The following is a 14,228-nucleotide window of genomic DNA, read 5'->3' as shown; positions in this document are numbered from 1 at the left end:
TCGATGCTGATTTCCGGCTTCAGCCTCGATTGCGAACGCCTGCCTGCACCTCTGCCGATCTGGCGCGCCACGGTCCGTGCCGAAACCTGGGCTGTGGTCGCCCGCGGGGTATCCGCACAAGCCGGGCGGCTGGTCGCTCTCTGGGCGTCCGATCGCACGCGCGGTGCGTCGGGCGGCTTCGCCGTCTCGGCCGCCTATGCGCTGCGCGAAGGCCTGCTCTGGCTCGATTTGCCACTCGCCGAGCGGGCCCCGACCTATCCTGACCTGGTGCCGATTTTTCCCGGCGCCGGGCGCATGCAGCGGGCGGCGGCTGATCTGCTCGGCGTCAGGGCCGAAGGCTTCGCCGACCGCCGTCCGTGGCTCGATCACGGCACCTGGCCAGAGCAGTATCTGCCGCTGCGCCGCGACGGAGCCGAGAAAGCCGCCGCCGCGCTGCGAGAAGCCACCGACTATGCCTTCGTTCGCGTCGAGGGCGATGGCGTGCACGAGATCCCGGTTGGCCCCATACACGCAGGGATCATCGAACCGGGGCACTTCCGCTTTTCAGTCGTCGGCGAGAAAGTGCTGCGCCTGGAGCAACGCCTGGGTTACAAACACAAAGGCATCGAGCAGCGCTTCACCGAGCTGCCGCCACGCGAAGCCTATCGCCTGGCCGGACGGGTTTCCGGCGATTCGACGGTCGCCTACGCCTGGGCGTACTGCATGGCGCTGGAATCGGTGGCGAGCTGCGAGCTGGGCGAGCGCGCCGGCTTGCTGCGCGCCTTGCTCCTCGAGCGCGAGCGCGTCGCCAACCACCTCGGCGACCTCGGCGCGCTGGGTAATGACGCCGCTTTCGCCTTTGGGCTCGCGCAGTTCTCGCGGCTCAGAGAAGACTGGCTACGTCTGTCGAAAGAAGCCTTTGGCCACCGCCTGATGATGGACTGTATCGTCCCCGGTGGTGTCGCTGCGGATATCGACAGCACCTCTGTCGACCGCCTCTTGCGGCAGTGCGACGCGGTCGAGCGCGAAGTGCGGGCGCTGCGCCAGATCTACGACGAGCACTCGGGCCTGCAGGACCGCTTCATGACCACCGGCCGGGTGCTGCCGGAACTCGCCGCTCGACTCGGGCTCACCGGCCTCGCCGGTCGGGCCAGCGGGCAGGCCGCCGATCTGCGCTGCGACCTGCCGTGGGCGCCCTATGACCAGTTGGCAGTGAAGATCGCCACCCAGCGCACCGGCGACGTTGCAGCGCGGGTGGCCGTACGCTTTGACGAGGTTTTCGAATCGCTGCGGCTGATGCGCGTCATCCTCTCTCGGCTCGGCGAGGACGGGGGCAAGAGCGGCGGCGAAACTCGCACCGAGCTGCGGCTGCCGGCCAAGACAGCATTTGCCGCCGGTTGGGTCGAAGGCTGGCGCGGCGAAGTCTTCGTCGGGCTCGAATGGGACGGCGAGCAGGGCGCCAACCGCATCCGTCGCTGCCACTGTCACGATCCGTCCTGGCAGAACTGGCCGCTGCTCGAACACGCGGTCATCGGCAACATCGTCCCCGACTTTCCGCTGATCAACAAGTCCTTCAACTTGAGCTACGCAGGACACGACCTCTGATGTGGCGCATCCTCAAACAGATCGCAGGCAACGGCATCCGCAGCGAGGCGCCGCCCGAGAACAGCGATTCGCTGCGCGTCGAAGGCGAGCACATGCAGCGTGAACTTCTCGCCATTCTCGGCCAGGCGCTGACCATTCGCCAGGTCGATGCCGGCTCGTGCAACGGCTGCGAACTCGAAATCAACGCGCTGAACAACCCGTACTACAACATCGAGGGGCTGGGAATCAAATTCGTCGCCAGCCCGCGCCACGCCGACATGCTGCTGGTCACCGGACCCGTTTCGAGGAACATGGAACTGGCCTTGCGGCGCACCTATGACGCCACCCCGGGGCCCAAGCTGGTCGTTGCGGTCGGCGATTGCGGTTGCAACGGCGGCATTTTCGGCGAGAGCTACGCGAGTTGCGGGCGCGTGGCCAACGTCATTCCGGTGGACATTGCGGTTCCCGGCTGTCCGCCGCCGCCCCTCGAAATCCTGCGCGGGATATTGACGGCGGTGCGGCGGTGTCGGGTGGGGCCGGAGTAAAGTCGGCACTGCGCCCCGACCAGGGGCTTCTTGTATATACTGTATATACTCGTTCTCAAGAGGCAGGCATGTTGACCAAGGTCTTCAGGAGCGGCAACTCGCTTGCCGTCCGCATTCCCCGCGAACTCGCCATTGTCGACCCCAGCCAGGAGGTCGACATCGAGCGCGTCGGCGACACACTCGTTGTCCGTCCCGTGAACAAAAAGACCTTGGCCGGGCTGGGCACCGCTCTCGCGGGTTTTCCGTCGGATTTCATGGCTGACGGACGCGAGATCCACGATCAGCGCGAGCGTGACTGGAACACGATCGCCCGCTGAACAATGCGCTACATGCTCGACACCAACATCTGCATTCATCGTTTGCATTGATCTTCGTCCGCGATTTCTATAATCTGAACGCTTCGTTGAAGAAGGCGTCCTTGCTGCTGCACCAGCGATCTTCCCGTCATCATCATCCACTGTGAGGTCCATCATGTCCGAAGTTACCGAACTTTCCAACGCCAACAAACAGAAACTCGTCTCCGACATGAAGGTCGTGGTCGCCGACGCAGAGGAAATCCTGCGCGCCACCGCTGGCGTTGCCGGCGACAAGATGGGCGATCTGCGCGAACGTATCGGCGAGCGCCTGCGCGATGCCAAGCTCCGCCTGGCCGATGCCGAAGCTGCGCTGGTAGACAGAACCAAGGCCGCTGCCCGTGCCACCGATGATTTCGTTCACGAAAATCCGTGGCGCGCGGTCGGCGTGGCGGCCGCCATCGGTCTGCTGCTCGGCGTGATCATCGGCCGCCGCTAAGGAGCGGCGTGCTCCATGGATGAACGTCCCGGCAGCGGTCGCGGCGGACTGTTCTCCGCCACCAGAAGCGTCGCCGCAACACTGCTGGCCACCGGACGGACGCGGTTCGAACTCCTCGGCAATGAAATCAAGGAGGAGAAGCTGCGGGCCGTTCGTCTGCTGCTCTTGTCGCAGGCGATGGCATTCTGTCTGGCGGTTGGCCTCGTCTTGGCCATCGCCCTGCTGATCGTCGTGTTCTGGGACCAACGAGCTGCCCTCCTGGGCGGCTTCAGCGCGCTCTTCCTGACGGTTTCCGCTCTCTGCTACTTCGCTCTCAGGCGGGCCATGCACACACCCGAGCGTCTGTTCGCGGCCAGCATCGCCGAACTTGAAGAAGACCTTCGTCAGCTCAAAGGCACTGCCGGCAATGAATCAGGCTCTGCTTGACCTGGCCGTCGAACGCGGCCGGCTGATCGAGCGGATCAGCACGCAGCGCCAACTCCTCGGCCAACAACTGCAACCGCTGAGCAGCGCCTTGCAGGGCGCCGACAGAGCAGTTTCCGTCGTGCGCAACGGCGCCGATTACGTCAGGCAACACCCTGAACTGGTCGCGGCGACCGTTCTCGTGCTGGTCGTGCTGAAACCCAACCGCATGTGGCGATGGACCCAACGGGGTCTCTTTGCCTGGCGTACCTGGCGCCTGCTTCGCGGCGAGCTTTTCGCTGCCGGCCTGTCGTCTCGCCCGTAAAGGCCGGGCCACGCTCGGCAAGGAACAGGGTGCCGGTCCCGAAGCGCTCACGGACCAGTCCACAGGCGGCTGACCTCCAAACGGTCATGACTTTTCAAGACACGCCATAACCGGCCACCAGGGATTCCTCACTTCCGGTTGGCGCACTTTGTCCACCATCGCCAACCTGAAGCGAACCGCATCGGTGCCTGACCACAATTACTTCTCCACGCTGATCTGGCAGATTGCCGATCTCCTGCGCGGCCCCTACCGTCCGCCGCAGTACGAGCGCGTCATGCTGCCGATGACCGTGCTGCGGCGCTTCGACTGTGTGCTCGCACCCACCAAGGCAAGGGTTCTGGCCGAGTACGAAGTACGAAGAGGCGGCAAGCTCGAAGGTGACGCACTCGACAGCCGGCTCAACGACGTTGCCGGTCAGCGTTTCCACAACCACTCGCCACTCGACTTCGAGAAGCTGAAGGGCGACCCCGACCATATCGAAAAACACCTCGTCAGCTACATCAAGGGCTTCTCGAAGAACGTGCGCGACATCTTCGACTTCTTCGAGTTCGAGAACGAGATCGAGCGGATGCGCGAGGCGAACATCCTCTACCTCGTCGTCACCAAGTTCTGCGACGTAGACCTGCACCCGAAAACGGTGCCCAACGAGCAGATGGGGCTCATCTTCGAGAACCTCATCCGGCGCTTCAACGAACTGGCCAACGAGACCGCGGGCGACCACTTCACGCCGCGCGAGGTCATCCGGCTGATGGTGAGCCTCCTGTTCATCGACGACGACCCATTGCTCGCCACCCCCGGCACCGTGCGCAAGCTGCTCGACCCGGCCTGCGGCACCGGCGGCATGCTGGCCGAGGCGCAGAACTACCTGCGCGAGCATCACGGCGCGGCGAGGCTCTACGTCTACGGGCAGGACTACAACAAGCGCGCTTTCGCCACCGCGGCGTCCGACATGCTGATGAAGCAGGTAGACCACAACGGCGCCGGCAACAACGTCCGCTACGGCGACAGCTTCACCGACGACCAGTTCGCTGGCGAGACCTTCGATTACTTCCTCACCAATCCGCCCTTCGGCGTGGACTGGAAGAAGCAGCAGAAGGCCATCGTGCAGGAGCGCGACAGGTGTGGCTTCGACGGTCGCTTCGGCGCCGGGCTTCCGCGTGTCAACGACGGCTCGCTGCTCTTCCTGCAGCACATGGTTGACAAGTTCGAACCCGTCCGCCCGGCACTACACAGGCAAGGGTCGCGGCTCGCCATCGTCTTCAGCGGCTCGCCGCTGTTCACCGGCGGCGCCGGCTCGGGCGAGAGTGACATCCGCAAGTGGGTCATCGAGAACGACTGGCTCGAAGCGATCATCGCTTTGCCGGAGCAGATGTTCTACAACACCGGCATCGGCACCTACGTCTGGATCGTCACCAACCGCAAGGAGGAGCAGCGCAGGGGCAAAATCCAGCTCCTGGATGCACGCAACGTGTGGACCGCGGGCGGCAGCGAGGACAGCAAGCGCAGCCTCGGCGACAAGCGCCGGCACATCACCGACACGCAGATCGCCGCAATCGTCAGGCTCTACGGCCAGCGGACCGACGGCGAGACATCCAAAACCTTCGACAACGCCGACTTCGGCTACACCCGCGTCACCGTCGAGCGGCCCCTACGCCTGCGCTACCGGATGACGCTCGAAGACAAGGCCCGTTTCCTTGACGCGTGCCCGCACCTGCTCGATGACGTGCAGGCGATCGACAAGGCGCTCGGCCGCGAGCCGCAGCGCGACTGGAATGCGCTGTGGCGCCGCATCGAGGACTTGCTGCGCCTGCGCAAATCGCGCTGGAAGGCGACCGAGCAGAAGCTCTTCCGCAGCGTCTTCACGCACAAGGACCCCGAGGCCGAGCCGGTCGCCAAGGGCGGGCGCGACGAAGGCTATGAGCCGGACGCCGACCTGCGCGATTTCGAGAACGTGCCGCTCAAGGACGACATCGACGCCTACTTCAAGCGCGAGGTGCGTCCGCACGTGCCCGACGCCTGGATGGACCGAGCCAAGGACAAGGTTGGCTACGAGATCAACTTCAACCGACACTTCTACAGGTACACGCCACCGCGGCCGCTGGAGGAGATTGATGCAGAGCTGGAGCAGGCGGAGGAGGAAATCATGCGCTTGCTGCGGGAGGTGACGGAGTGACGTGGCCGAAGGCCAAACTGAAGTTCGTCGCTCGCTTCGGGTATGGCGACGCGTTGCCAACTGATGAAGTTCAGGACGGCCCGTTCCAGGTCTTTGGCTCCAACGGACCGTTCGCTTCTTTCTCACGAGCCAACACTGGAGCGCCGGCAATCGTCGTTGGACGAAAGGGCTCCTATGGCAAGGTCAACTGGACGCCGGAGCCGTGCTACGCGTCCGATACGACCTTCTTCGTAGACGAGTCGACTAGCGAGAACCACCTCCGCTGGATCTTCTGGCTTCTCCAGACATTGCGTCTGGATGAAGGGACCGACGAAGCCGCAGTTCCCGGCCTAAATCGTGAGTCGGCCTACAGCAGACATGTTCTTGTCCCTCCGGTCCCGCAGCAACGCGCCATCGCCGACTACCTCGACCGCGAGACGGCGCGGCTGGATGCGCTGGTGGCGGCGAAGGAGCGGCTGCTCGGGCTGTTGGCCGAGAAGCGCCGGGCGCTCATCACCCGCGCCGTCACCCGCGGCCTCGACCCCCGTGCCCCCCTCCGCGACTCCGGCATCCCCTGGCTCGGTGAGATTCCGGCGCCTTGGGAGACTGAACGCACGCGATGGTTGTTCAAGGAACGCGATCAGCGTTCAGCCACGGGCGAGGAAGAACTCCTCACTGTGTCGCACCTCACTGGCGTCACTCCACGTTCCGAGAAAGACGTCAACATGTTCGAGGCGGAGACAACTGAGGGGTACAAGATCTGTCTCACCGGCGATCTTGTGATCAACACACTGTGGGCATGGATGGGCGCTATGGGCGTGTCACCGGTCGATGGAATCGCAAGCCCGGCTTACAATGTCTATGAGCCAGGCGATCGACTGGAACCGAGTTACCTCGATGCACTGGTGCGCCTACCCGTTTTTGCTCAGGAGGTCACTCGATATTCCAAGGGCGTGTGGTCATCGCGGCTGCGCCTCTATCCCGAGGGTTTCTTCGAGGTCTTTCTGCCAGTGCCTTCGCTCAGCGAGCAGCGAGCAATCGTCGCCCACATAGCGGTCGAGACCAAGAAGATCGACAAGCTGCGTATCGCGACGGAACGCTCGACCACCCTGCTCAAGGAGCGCCGCGCCGCACTCATCGCCGCAGTCGTGACGGGGCAGATCAATGTTGAGAGCGCGGCATGAGAGTCACCGCACTCAAGCTCGCCAACCTTCGCGCGATCGAGGCGGCCGAGTTTCGTTTTCAGCCGGGGTTCAACCTGATCGTCGGTGTCAACGGCGTCGGCAAGACCAGCATGCTCGATGCGCTTCGTGTGTGTCTCTCGGCCTTCGCAAAGCAAGCGAACAAGCTCCGCGCGCCGGTTGAGTTGTTCGCCGTTGACGACATCCGGGTGGGCGCGGATGCGCTGAGTATCGAATGTGGCGTACAGATCGGCGGATCGGAGTATCACTACCTGATTCACAAGCCGCGGGAGTCCAGTGCGCGGCAGGAGAAGAAGGCGGGCATGCCGCGCGAGCAGGTACACAACACGCCCGAAAAGGCCACGTTCCTCGGCGCCGCTCCCAGGCCGGTGACAGGTAGAGAGCCCGGAGGACGGCCGCTGGCGGTGCTGTTCTCGACCAATCGGGCGGTGCCGTCCGAGCGCGCGCCGGGGAAGAACGTGGCTGTCGGCGGGATCGCCGCGGCTTTCGCGGATGCTTTCGCGAATCGCGAGCTTCGGCTGAGCGAGTTCGCGGCGTGGATGCGAGTCCAGGAAGCTCTGAAGTCGGAACGGGCTTCGGCCGGGCACGCGCTTGCAGCCTTCGATGATGCGGTAACCCGATTCCTCCCGGGGTACGCCCATCTGAGAGTGGACGGCGACGAGCGCCCGCGGTTGCTGATCGATCACGGCAGCACCACTGTTGCCGTTCGACAGTTGTCGGACGGTGAGCGAGGCACGCTGGCACTGGTGCTCGACCTGACGCGGCGTCTCGCCCAGGCCAACCCAGAGATGACCGACCCCGCTGTCGAGGCGGAAGCCGTCGTGCTGATTGACGAGATCGATCTGCACCTGCACCCAAAGTGGCAGCGGCAGATCGTTCGCAACCTCACGGCGGCATTTCCGCGCTGCCAATTCATCGCAACAACGCACTCGCCGCAGGTCATCGGCGAGGTCGAGCACGACCGCATTCAGATCATCGCGGACGGCCAGGTCTACTCGCCGACCCATTCGTTTGGGGTCGACTCGAGCCGTGTGCTCGAAGAAATCATGGACGCCGACCCGCGCGCCCAGGAGATCAACGCACTGCTCTCGCAGATCTCGCAGGAGGTTGGAAAGCAGCGATACGGGAGTGCCCGTGGTCTGCTGGTCCAACTCGTCGGCAAGCTGGGCGAGGACGATCCTGAGGTCACCCGGATCAGAACCCTCCTCGACTTCATGGAGGGTGAGCCGTGAGGCAGATCGTCAAGGGTGCTGAACCGGCGAGCCTGACCGCGCATCGCCAGATGCCGCACAGCGACTATGACAACTATGCATCGAAAGACGATCTTCGGCATACGCTCGTTACCGAGCGGCGCGGCCTATGCTGCTACTGCATGGGCCGGCTCCACAACGGGCCGACGACCATGAAGATTGAGCATTGGCGGTGCCAGTCCCGCTACCCCGACGAGCATCTCAACTACCGGAATCTGCTCGGTGCCTGTCTCGGCGGTAACGGGCAACCGCCTCACCTGCAGCACTGCGACGCTCGGAAGGGTGACAGCGATCTTCAGTGGAACCCCGCTGACGCGGCGCACCACATCGAGACACGCGTCCGGTACGAACTGGATGGCTCGATCCGCGCGGATGACGCCGTGTTCGATGATCAGTTGCACCAAGTGCTGAACCTCAATCTTCCCCTGCTGAAGAACAACAGGAAAGGCCTCCTCGACGCCGTCCTCGACTGGTGGAGGCGTGAGAAGGCGCGGATCGGCGGCCCCGTGCCTCGCGAGCGATTAGTACGGGAACGCGACAAGTACATCGCCGGCAACGGTCAGATCGCACCCTATTGCTCGGTTGCCGTGTGGTGGCTCGGGCAGAAACTTGCGAAGATGACGTGATGCGAGTTGAAATCCGACCAGCGATGTTGACGTGGGCGCGCGAACGCTCTCGGCTCGATCTTGCCTACTTCGACAAGCGGTTCCCTCGGCTAGATCAGTGGGAGCGCGGTGACGCACAGCCTACGTTCAAACAACTCGAGAATTTCGCGAAGGCAACGCATACGCCGGTTGGATTTATGTTTCTTGCGGAGCCGCCGCAAGAGGCCGTTCCGATTCCTGATTTCCGCATGGTCGCTGATACCACCGTTCGCCAGCCCAGTCCGGATCTCCTGGATACAGTCTATCTGTGCCAACAGCGGCAAGACTGGTACCGCGATTTCGCTCGATCCGCCGGTGATGATCGGCTGCGATTCGTGGGGTCGATCCGTGTCGGCGACGACATTGCTCGTTCCGCAGGGATCATCCGCAAGGCGCTGGGCTTTGATCTCGACGCGCGCGCTCAGTTGCCAACCTGGACCGAGGCGCTGCGACGCTTCATCGCGCAGGCCGATAGACTCGGCGTTCTGGTCATGGTCAGCGGTGTGGTCGGCAGTAACACCCGGCGCAAGCTCAATCCGCAGGAGTTCCGCGGTTTCGCTCTGGCCGATGACCTTGCCCCGCTGGTGTTCATCAATGGCGCCGACAGTAAGGCAGCGCAGATGTTCACGCTGGCGCACGAACTTGCGCACATCTGGCTCGGTGAGTCCGCGCTCTCGGACGCTCAAGCGTCCGCGGTCCCGGCACAGGCGGTGGAGCGTTGGTGTAACCAGGTCGCCGCCGAGCTGCTGGTTCCTTTGGAGGCGTTCCGCGCGGCTCACGAACCCGGTTTCGAGTTGCGCGCCGAGCTTGATCGGCTTGCGCGACGGTTCAAGGTGAGCACGTTGGTGATTCTGCGACGTATGCATGATTCTGGCTCGCTCGTCGGGGCCACGTATTGGGAGGCATACGAACACGAGCTGGCGCGATTCCGTGAAATCGCACATGGTACCGGTGGTGACTTCTATCGCAGCGTCGGCGCGCGGGCGAGTAAACGTTTCGCCCGTGCGGTAGTGACCAGTGCGCTCGAGGGCCGCTCTTCGTTCACCGAAGCATTCCGATTGCTCGGCTTCAAGAAGATGTCCACGTTCGACCAGCTCGGACGAACGCTCGGGGTTCTCTTCTGATGGCGTATGTGCTCGATGCAAACGTCTTCATGTCGGCGCATCGATTGCATTACGGGCTCGACTTTTGTCCTGCGTTCTGGGACTGGCTTGTGACGAACAATCAATCCGGCAGTGTGTTCAGCATCGAGAAGGTTGGTGATGAAATCGTTGCTGGGGACGATGCGCTTTCGGAATGGGCGGCGCAGCGCGGGGTTGGTTTTTTCTTGCGGCCTGATTCTTCCATGTTCCCGTCGCTGGCTGCGGTAAGCACTTGGGCAACAGGTCAGTCATACGAGCAATCTGCGATCGCCACATTTCTCCAAGTGGCGGACTACTACGTCGTGGCGCAGGCGCTTGCAGGCCAGCACACCGTCGTTACCCACGAGGTTCCGTCCGCGTCGACGCGCAAGATCAAGATTCCTGACGCTTGCATTGGTCTTGGTATCAAGTGCTTGACGCCTTTTGAAATGCTACGGCGCGAGCGTGCTCGATTTGTACTGGGTGGAGCGCCGTGAACCGGACCAACGAGGCCTCCTTCGAAACCGTCATCGAAGCGCACCTGCTGCAAAACGGCTATGTGCCGATCGCGCGCGAGGGCTTCGACCGCGAACGCGCGATCTTCCCCGAAACGATGCTCGCCTTCATCCGCGAGACGCAACCGAAGGAGTGGGCCAAGCTGGCGGCGCTGCACGGCGACAAGACCGATGAGCAGGTTCTCGGCGATCTGTGCAAATGGATGGACCAGAACGGCGCGCTCGCGACGCTGCGCCACGGCTTCAAGTGCTATGGGCGGACACTACATGCGGCTTTCTTCAAGGCAGCGCACGAGCTGAACCCGGAGCTGGAAGCGCGCTACGCCGCGAACCGCCTCGGGCTAACGCGTCAGCTTCACTTCTCGCCGCGCAGCGAAAAGTCTCTCGATGTCACGCTGACCCTGAACGGCATCCCGGTGGTCACGGTGGAGTTGAAGAACCCGCTCACCGGCCAGCGGGTTGAGGATGCGCGCCAGCAGTACAAGCAGGACCGTGACCCGCGCGAGCCGATCTTCGAGTTCAAGCGCCGCACGCTGGTGCACTTCGCGGCCGACACCGAGTCGGTGCTGATGACCACCCGCCTGGCCGGTACGGCGACGCATTTTCTACCCTTCAACAAGGGTTGCGACGGCGGCGCCGGGAACCCGCCCGATCCCGCCGGTCGCAGCTATCGCACGGCCTACCTGTGGGAAGAGGTACTGCAACGGGACAGCCTCCTCGACCTGCTCGCGCGCTTCATCCACCTGCAGGTCGACGAGAAGCGCGACGAGCAGGGCCGCAAGGTCAAAGTGGAATCGATGATCTTCCCGCGCTACCACCAACTGCAGGCGGTGCGCATGCTGGTGGACGCCGCGCGCAGCGAGGGCGTGGGCCAGAACTACCTTGTCGAACACTCGGCGGGCAGCGGCAAGAGCAACACCATCGCCTGGCTGACGCATCGCCTGGCATCGCTGCACGACACGAACAGTCGACGCCTTTTCGATAGCGTGATCGTGGTCACCGACCGCGTCGTGCTCGACCAGCAACTGCAGGACACGATCTACCAGTTCGAGCACAAGAGGGGGGTCGTGCAGCGGATCGACGAGAGTTCGCGGCAACTCGCCGAGGCGCTGGAGAATGCGGTGCCGGTGATCATCACGACGCTGCAGAAATTTCCGTTCGTCTCGCGCCAGTTGCTCAAGTTGGCTGAGGAGCGCGGCATCTCCGGCACCGGAACTCTGGCCACACGGCGGTGTGCGGTCATCATCGACGAGGCACACAGCTCGCAGGGCGGCGAGACGGCGACCGACCTCAAGGAAGTTCTCGGCGGCGAAGGTCTCAGGGAACAAGCGCAGAATCGCGCGACCGAGGAAGGCCGTGACGACCTGGCAGAACTGTTCCGCAGCATGGCCAAGCGCGGACGACAGGCGAACCTGAGCTTTTTCGCCTTCACGGCAACTCCCAAGTACAAGACCCTCGCCGTGTTTGGACGCGCCGGCCAGCCCGCGCATCGTTACACCATGCGCCAGGCAATCGAGGAGGGTTTCATCCTCGATGTGCTCAAACACTACACGACCTACGCGACCTACTTCAAGCTGCTCAAGTCCTGCGAGGACGACCCGAACGTCGAGCGCAAGAAGGCGGCGCAGGCGCTCGCCCGCTTCATGCGCCTGCATCCGCACAACGTCGCGCAGAAGACCGAGGTCATGGTCGAGCACTTCCAGGCCGTCACCCGGCACAAGGTCGGCGGTCGGGCCAAGGCGATGGTGGTGACCGGGTCGCGCCTGGAGGCCGTGCGCTACAAGCAGAGCTTCGACCGATACATTGGGCAAAAGGGCTACGCCATCAAGTCGCTGGTAGCCTTCTCGGGCACGGTGCAGGACGACAAGCTCGCCGATGTCAGCTACAGCGAAGTGAGCATGAACGACGGCATCTCGGAGAAGGAGTTGCCCGAGAAGTTCGCGGCGCAGGAGTATCAGGTGCTGCTGGTCGCCGAGAAGTACCAGACCGGCTTCGATCAACCGCTGTTGCATACGCTGTTTGTGGACAAGCGGCTCGCCGGCATCCAGGCCGTCCAGACACTGACACGACTGAACCGGACTCATCCGCTCAAGGAGGATACCTTCATTCTCGACTTCGTCAACGCTCGCGAGGAGATTCGCGCGGCCTTCAAGGTGTATTACGAAGGAGCTGCCATGGGGGACGAAGTCGACCCTGCGCGCATGTACGCGATCAAGGGCGAGATCGATGCCTCCGGGATCTACCTGGATGATGAGGTCGAGCGTTTCTGCAACGTGTACTTCAAAGCGACGCAGCGGCAGAGCGCCATGGATCATCAGGCCATGAATGCCGCGCTCGATCCAGCGGTGTCGCGCTTCACGCTCCGCCAGAGCGATGGGCAGGCGGGCAGCGAGGAAGAGGCTGAGCTGTGGCGCGGCAAGGTGCAGGCGTTTCTGAACCTTTATGGTTTCTTGAGCCAGGTGATTCCGTATCAGGACTCGGACCTTGAACGGATGTACGTGTTTCTCCGCCACCTCGCGGCGAAACTGCCGCGGCGCAAGAACGGCCCGGCGTATCAGTTCGACGATGAAGTGCAGCTCGAGTACTACCGCTTGCAGAAGATCAGCGAGGGCTCCATCTCGCTGCAAGACGGCGAAGCTCGGCGCCTGGACGGCCCGACGGAGGTCGGCAGCGGTCTGCTACGGTCAGAGCCCGTTCCACTCTCGCAACTCATCGACGTGGTGAACGATCGCTTCGGTACCGACTTCAACCAGGCGGATCAACTGTTCTTCGATCAGATCGTCGAAGCGGCGATGGCCGATGCCGGGTTGCGGCAGGCGGCGGTAGTGAATCCCGGTGACAAGTTCGAACTGGTATTCAGGAACCTGCTGGAAAAATTGTTCGTTGAGCGCATGGATCAAAACGAAGAGATTTTCGTGCGCTTCATGAACGACGCGCCATTCCAGAAGATCGTCACGGGTTGGATGGCGTCGGAAGCGTATCACCGATTTCAAAGCGACACTGGTGACGCGCAAGGGGTCTGACTTCCCCTGCCTTAATGAGCAAAGCGGAAATTCGGTCACTTCTCAGGAGATCCGGGAGCCAGACTGAACATTGACAGCACTTGACAGGGGTACATATACTCCAAGGGGTACGCTGTTGGATTTCCTATCCTTTTAGTCAACGACTTGCATTACCTGACACTACACTTCTTACCGTAACCGCTCTTACCCGGAAACATCCACCAAGGTCTACAAGGAAGTCAGATGCTCGCCACCGTCACCGACAAGGGACAAGTCACGGTTCCCAAGGAAATCCGTGATCGCGCAGGCATCGCACCCGGCAGCAAACTGGACTTCCAGATCCAGGATGACGGATCGTTGCACGTTCGTGTCCTTGCCCGCGGGGCGAGAAACCTGTTTGGTCTACTGCAGGAGCCGGCAAGGCCGCCGCTAAGCATCGAGGAAATGGACGCGGGCATCGCAGAGGCTGCTCGTACGCGTAACCTGCCATCTTCAGCGTGATTGCCGTAGACACGAACGTTCTCGTTCGGCTACTCACCCGCGACGACGACGATCAGGCCCAGCGTGCGCAAGGCCTTTTTGACGCTGCCAGCGACACCGATGGCGCGATCTTTATTTCGGACGTTGTTCTGGCTGAACTCTGCTGGAGCCTCGACGGACCTTCCCGGAGCCCTTGATCTAAGTCGTTGATTCATTGTAGGAAATCAGAAAATCG

General features: G+C 62.7%; 15 protein-coding genes. All 15 read left to right on the top strand.

Annotation, left to right across the window (positions count from 1 at the left end; genetic code table 11):
- Window positions 1-3: 3 nt before the first annotated feature.
- Window positions 4-1,584, top strand: coding sequence for a hydrogenase large subunit (locus ACCAA_RS08750; protein WP_186406862.1), 1,581 nt, complete (start codon window positions 4-6; stop codon window positions 1,582-1,584).
- Complete coding sequence (locus tag ACCAA_RS08745) at window positions 1,584-2,108, top strand: NADH-quinone oxidoreductase subunit B family protein (protein WP_186406861.1); 525 nt, start codon at window positions 1,584-1,586, stop codon at window positions 2,106-2,108. Before ACCAA_RS08750 ends, ACCAA_RS08745 begins: the two co-directional genes overlap by 1 nt.
- Before the next feature lie 68 nt (window positions 2,109-2,176).
- Window positions 2,177-2,425: an antitoxin gene (locus ACCAA_RS08740; protein ID WP_186406860.1), complete on the top strand. Its 249-nt coding sequence runs from the start codon at window positions 2,177-2,179 to the stop codon at window positions 2,423-2,425.
- Between the two features lie 154 nt (window positions 2,426-2,579).
- Window positions 2,580-2,900, top strand: coding sequence for an ElaB/YgaM/YqjD family protein (locus tag ACCAA_RS08735; RefSeq protein ID WP_186406859.1), 321 nt, complete (start codon window positions 2,580-2,582; stop codon window positions 2,898-2,900).
- A gap of 15 nt (window positions 2,901-2,915) precedes the next feature.
- A complete protein-coding gene (locus ACCAA_RS08730) occupies window positions 2,916-3,326 on the top strand; it encodes a phage holin family protein (RefSeq protein ID WP_186406858.1) in 411 nt (136 codons plus the stop codon).
- The gene (locus tag ACCAA_RS08725; protein ID WP_186406857.1) at window positions 3,307-3,627 is read left to right on the top strand and encodes a YqjK family protein; all 321 of its coding nucleotides are present in this window, start codon (window positions 3,307-3,309) and stop codon (window positions 3,625-3,627) included. Before ACCAA_RS08730 ends, ACCAA_RS08725 begins: the two co-directional genes overlap by 20 nt.
- Before the next feature lie 184 nt (window positions 3,628-3,811).
- A complete protein-coding gene (locus ACCAA_RS08720; RefSeq protein WP_186406856.1) occupies window positions 3,812-5,800 on the top strand; it encodes a type I restriction-modification system subunit M in 1,989 nt (662 codons plus the stop codon).
- On the top strand, window positions 5,797-6,963 hold the full coding sequence (locus ACCAA_RS08715; protein WP_245754509.1) for a restriction endonuclease subunit S: 1,167 nt from the start codon (window positions 5,797-5,799) through the stop codon (window positions 6,961-6,963). Before ACCAA_RS08720 ends, ACCAA_RS08715 begins: the two co-directional genes overlap by 4 nt.
- On the top strand, window positions 6,960-8,213 hold the full coding sequence (locus ACCAA_RS08710) for an AAA family ATPase (protein ID WP_186406855.1): 1,254 nt from the start codon (window positions 6,960-6,962) through the stop codon (window positions 8,211-8,213). Before ACCAA_RS08715 ends, ACCAA_RS08710 begins: the two co-directional genes overlap by 4 nt.
- Window positions 8,210-8,857, top strand: a complete 648-nt coding sequence (locus ACCAA_RS08705; RefSeq protein WP_245754508.1) for an HNH endonuclease family protein — start codon at window positions 8,210-8,212, stop codon at window positions 8,855-8,857. The genes ACCAA_RS08710 and ACCAA_RS08705 overlap by 4 nt, the downstream gene beginning before the upstream one ends.
- 23 nt (window positions 8,858-8,880) lie before the next feature.
- Window positions 8,881-9,999, top strand: a complete 1,119-nt coding sequence (locus ACCAA_RS08700) for an ImmA/IrrE family metallo-endopeptidase (protein WP_245754507.1) — start codon at window positions 8,881-8,883, stop codon at window positions 9,997-9,999.
- On the top strand, window positions 9,999-10,493 hold the full coding sequence (locus ACCAA_RS08695) for a DUF4411 family protein (RefSeq protein WP_186406854.1): 495 nt from the start codon (window positions 9,999-10,001) through the stop codon (window positions 10,491-10,493). The genes ACCAA_RS08700 and ACCAA_RS08695 overlap by 1 nt, the downstream gene beginning before the upstream one ends.
- The gene (locus ACCAA_RS08690; RefSeq protein ID WP_186406853.1) at window positions 10,490-13,534 is read left to right on the top strand and encodes a type I restriction endonuclease subunit R; all 3,045 of its coding nucleotides are present in this window, start codon (window positions 10,490-10,492) and stop codon (window positions 13,532-13,534) included. Before ACCAA_RS08695 ends, ACCAA_RS08690 begins: the two co-directional genes overlap by 4 nt.
- Before the next feature lie 222 nt (window positions 13,535-13,756).
- Window positions 13,757-14,014 (top strand): AbrB/MazE/SpoVT family DNA-binding domain-containing protein, encoded by a 258-nt coding sequence (locus ACCAA_RS08685; protein WP_186406852.1) that lies wholly within the window; start codon window positions 13,757-13,759, stop codon window positions 14,012-14,014.
- Window positions 14,011-14,190 carry a PIN domain-containing protein gene (locus ACCAA_RS08680; protein WP_186406851.1) on the top strand — a complete coding sequence of 60 codons (180 nt, stop codon included), beginning with the start codon at window positions 14,011-14,013 and terminating at the stop codon, window positions 14,188-14,190. Before ACCAA_RS08685 ends, ACCAA_RS08680 begins: the two co-directional genes overlap by 4 nt.
- Window positions 14,191-14,228: the final 38 nt, after the last annotated feature.

The sequence above is a fragment of the Candidatus Accumulibacter aalborgensis genome, from assembly GCF_900089955.1.
In the GTDB taxonomy this organism is placed as follows: Bacteria; Pseudomonadota; Gammaproteobacteria; order Burkholderiales; family Rhodocyclaceae; genus Accumulibacter; species Accumulibacter aalborgensis.
This window is presented reverse-complemented; position numbering and strand designations above follow the sequence as displayed.

Excerpts from the sequence above, each read along its gene's own strand:
- ACCAA_RS08750 (WP_186406862.1), top strand. The coding sequence starts at position 4 with ATGCTGATTTCCGGCTTCAGCCTCGATTGCGAACGCCTGCCTGCACCT.
- ACCAA_RS08745 (WP_186406861.1), top strand. The coding sequence starts at position 1,584 with ATGTGGCGCATCCTCAAACAGATCGCAGGCAACGGCATCCGCAGCGAG.
- ACCAA_RS08740 (WP_186406860.1), top strand. The coding sequence starts at position 2,177 with ATGTTGACCAAGGTCTTCAGGAGCGGCAACTCGCTTGCCGTCCGCATT.
- ACCAA_RS08735 (WP_186406859.1), top strand. The coding sequence starts at position 2,580 with ATGTCCGAAGTTACCGAACTTTCCAACGCCAACAAACAGAAACTCGTC.
- ACCAA_RS08730 (WP_186406858.1), top strand. The coding sequence starts at position 2,916 with ATGGATGAACGTCCCGGCAGCGGTCGCGGCGGACTGTTCTCCGCCACC.
- ACCAA_RS08725 (WP_186406857.1), top strand. The coding sequence starts at position 3,307 with ATGAATCAGGCTCTGCTTGACCTGGCCGTCGAACGCGGCCGGCTGATC.
- ACCAA_RS08710 (WP_186406855.1), top strand. The coding sequence starts at position 6,960 with ATGAGAGTCACCGCACTCAAGCTCGCCAACCTTCGCGCGATCGAGGCG.
- ACCAA_RS08700 (WP_245754507.1), top strand. The coding sequence starts at position 8,881 with ATGTTGACGTGGGCGCGCGAACGCTCTCGGCTCGATCTTGCCTACTTC.
- ACCAA_RS08695 (WP_186406854.1), top strand. The coding sequence starts at position 9,999 with ATGGCGTATGTGCTCGATGCAAACGTCTTCATGTCGGCGCATCGATTG.
- ACCAA_RS08685 (WP_186406852.1), top strand. The coding sequence starts at position 13,757 with ATGCTCGCCACCGTCACCGACAAGGGACAAGTCACGGTTCCCAAGGAA.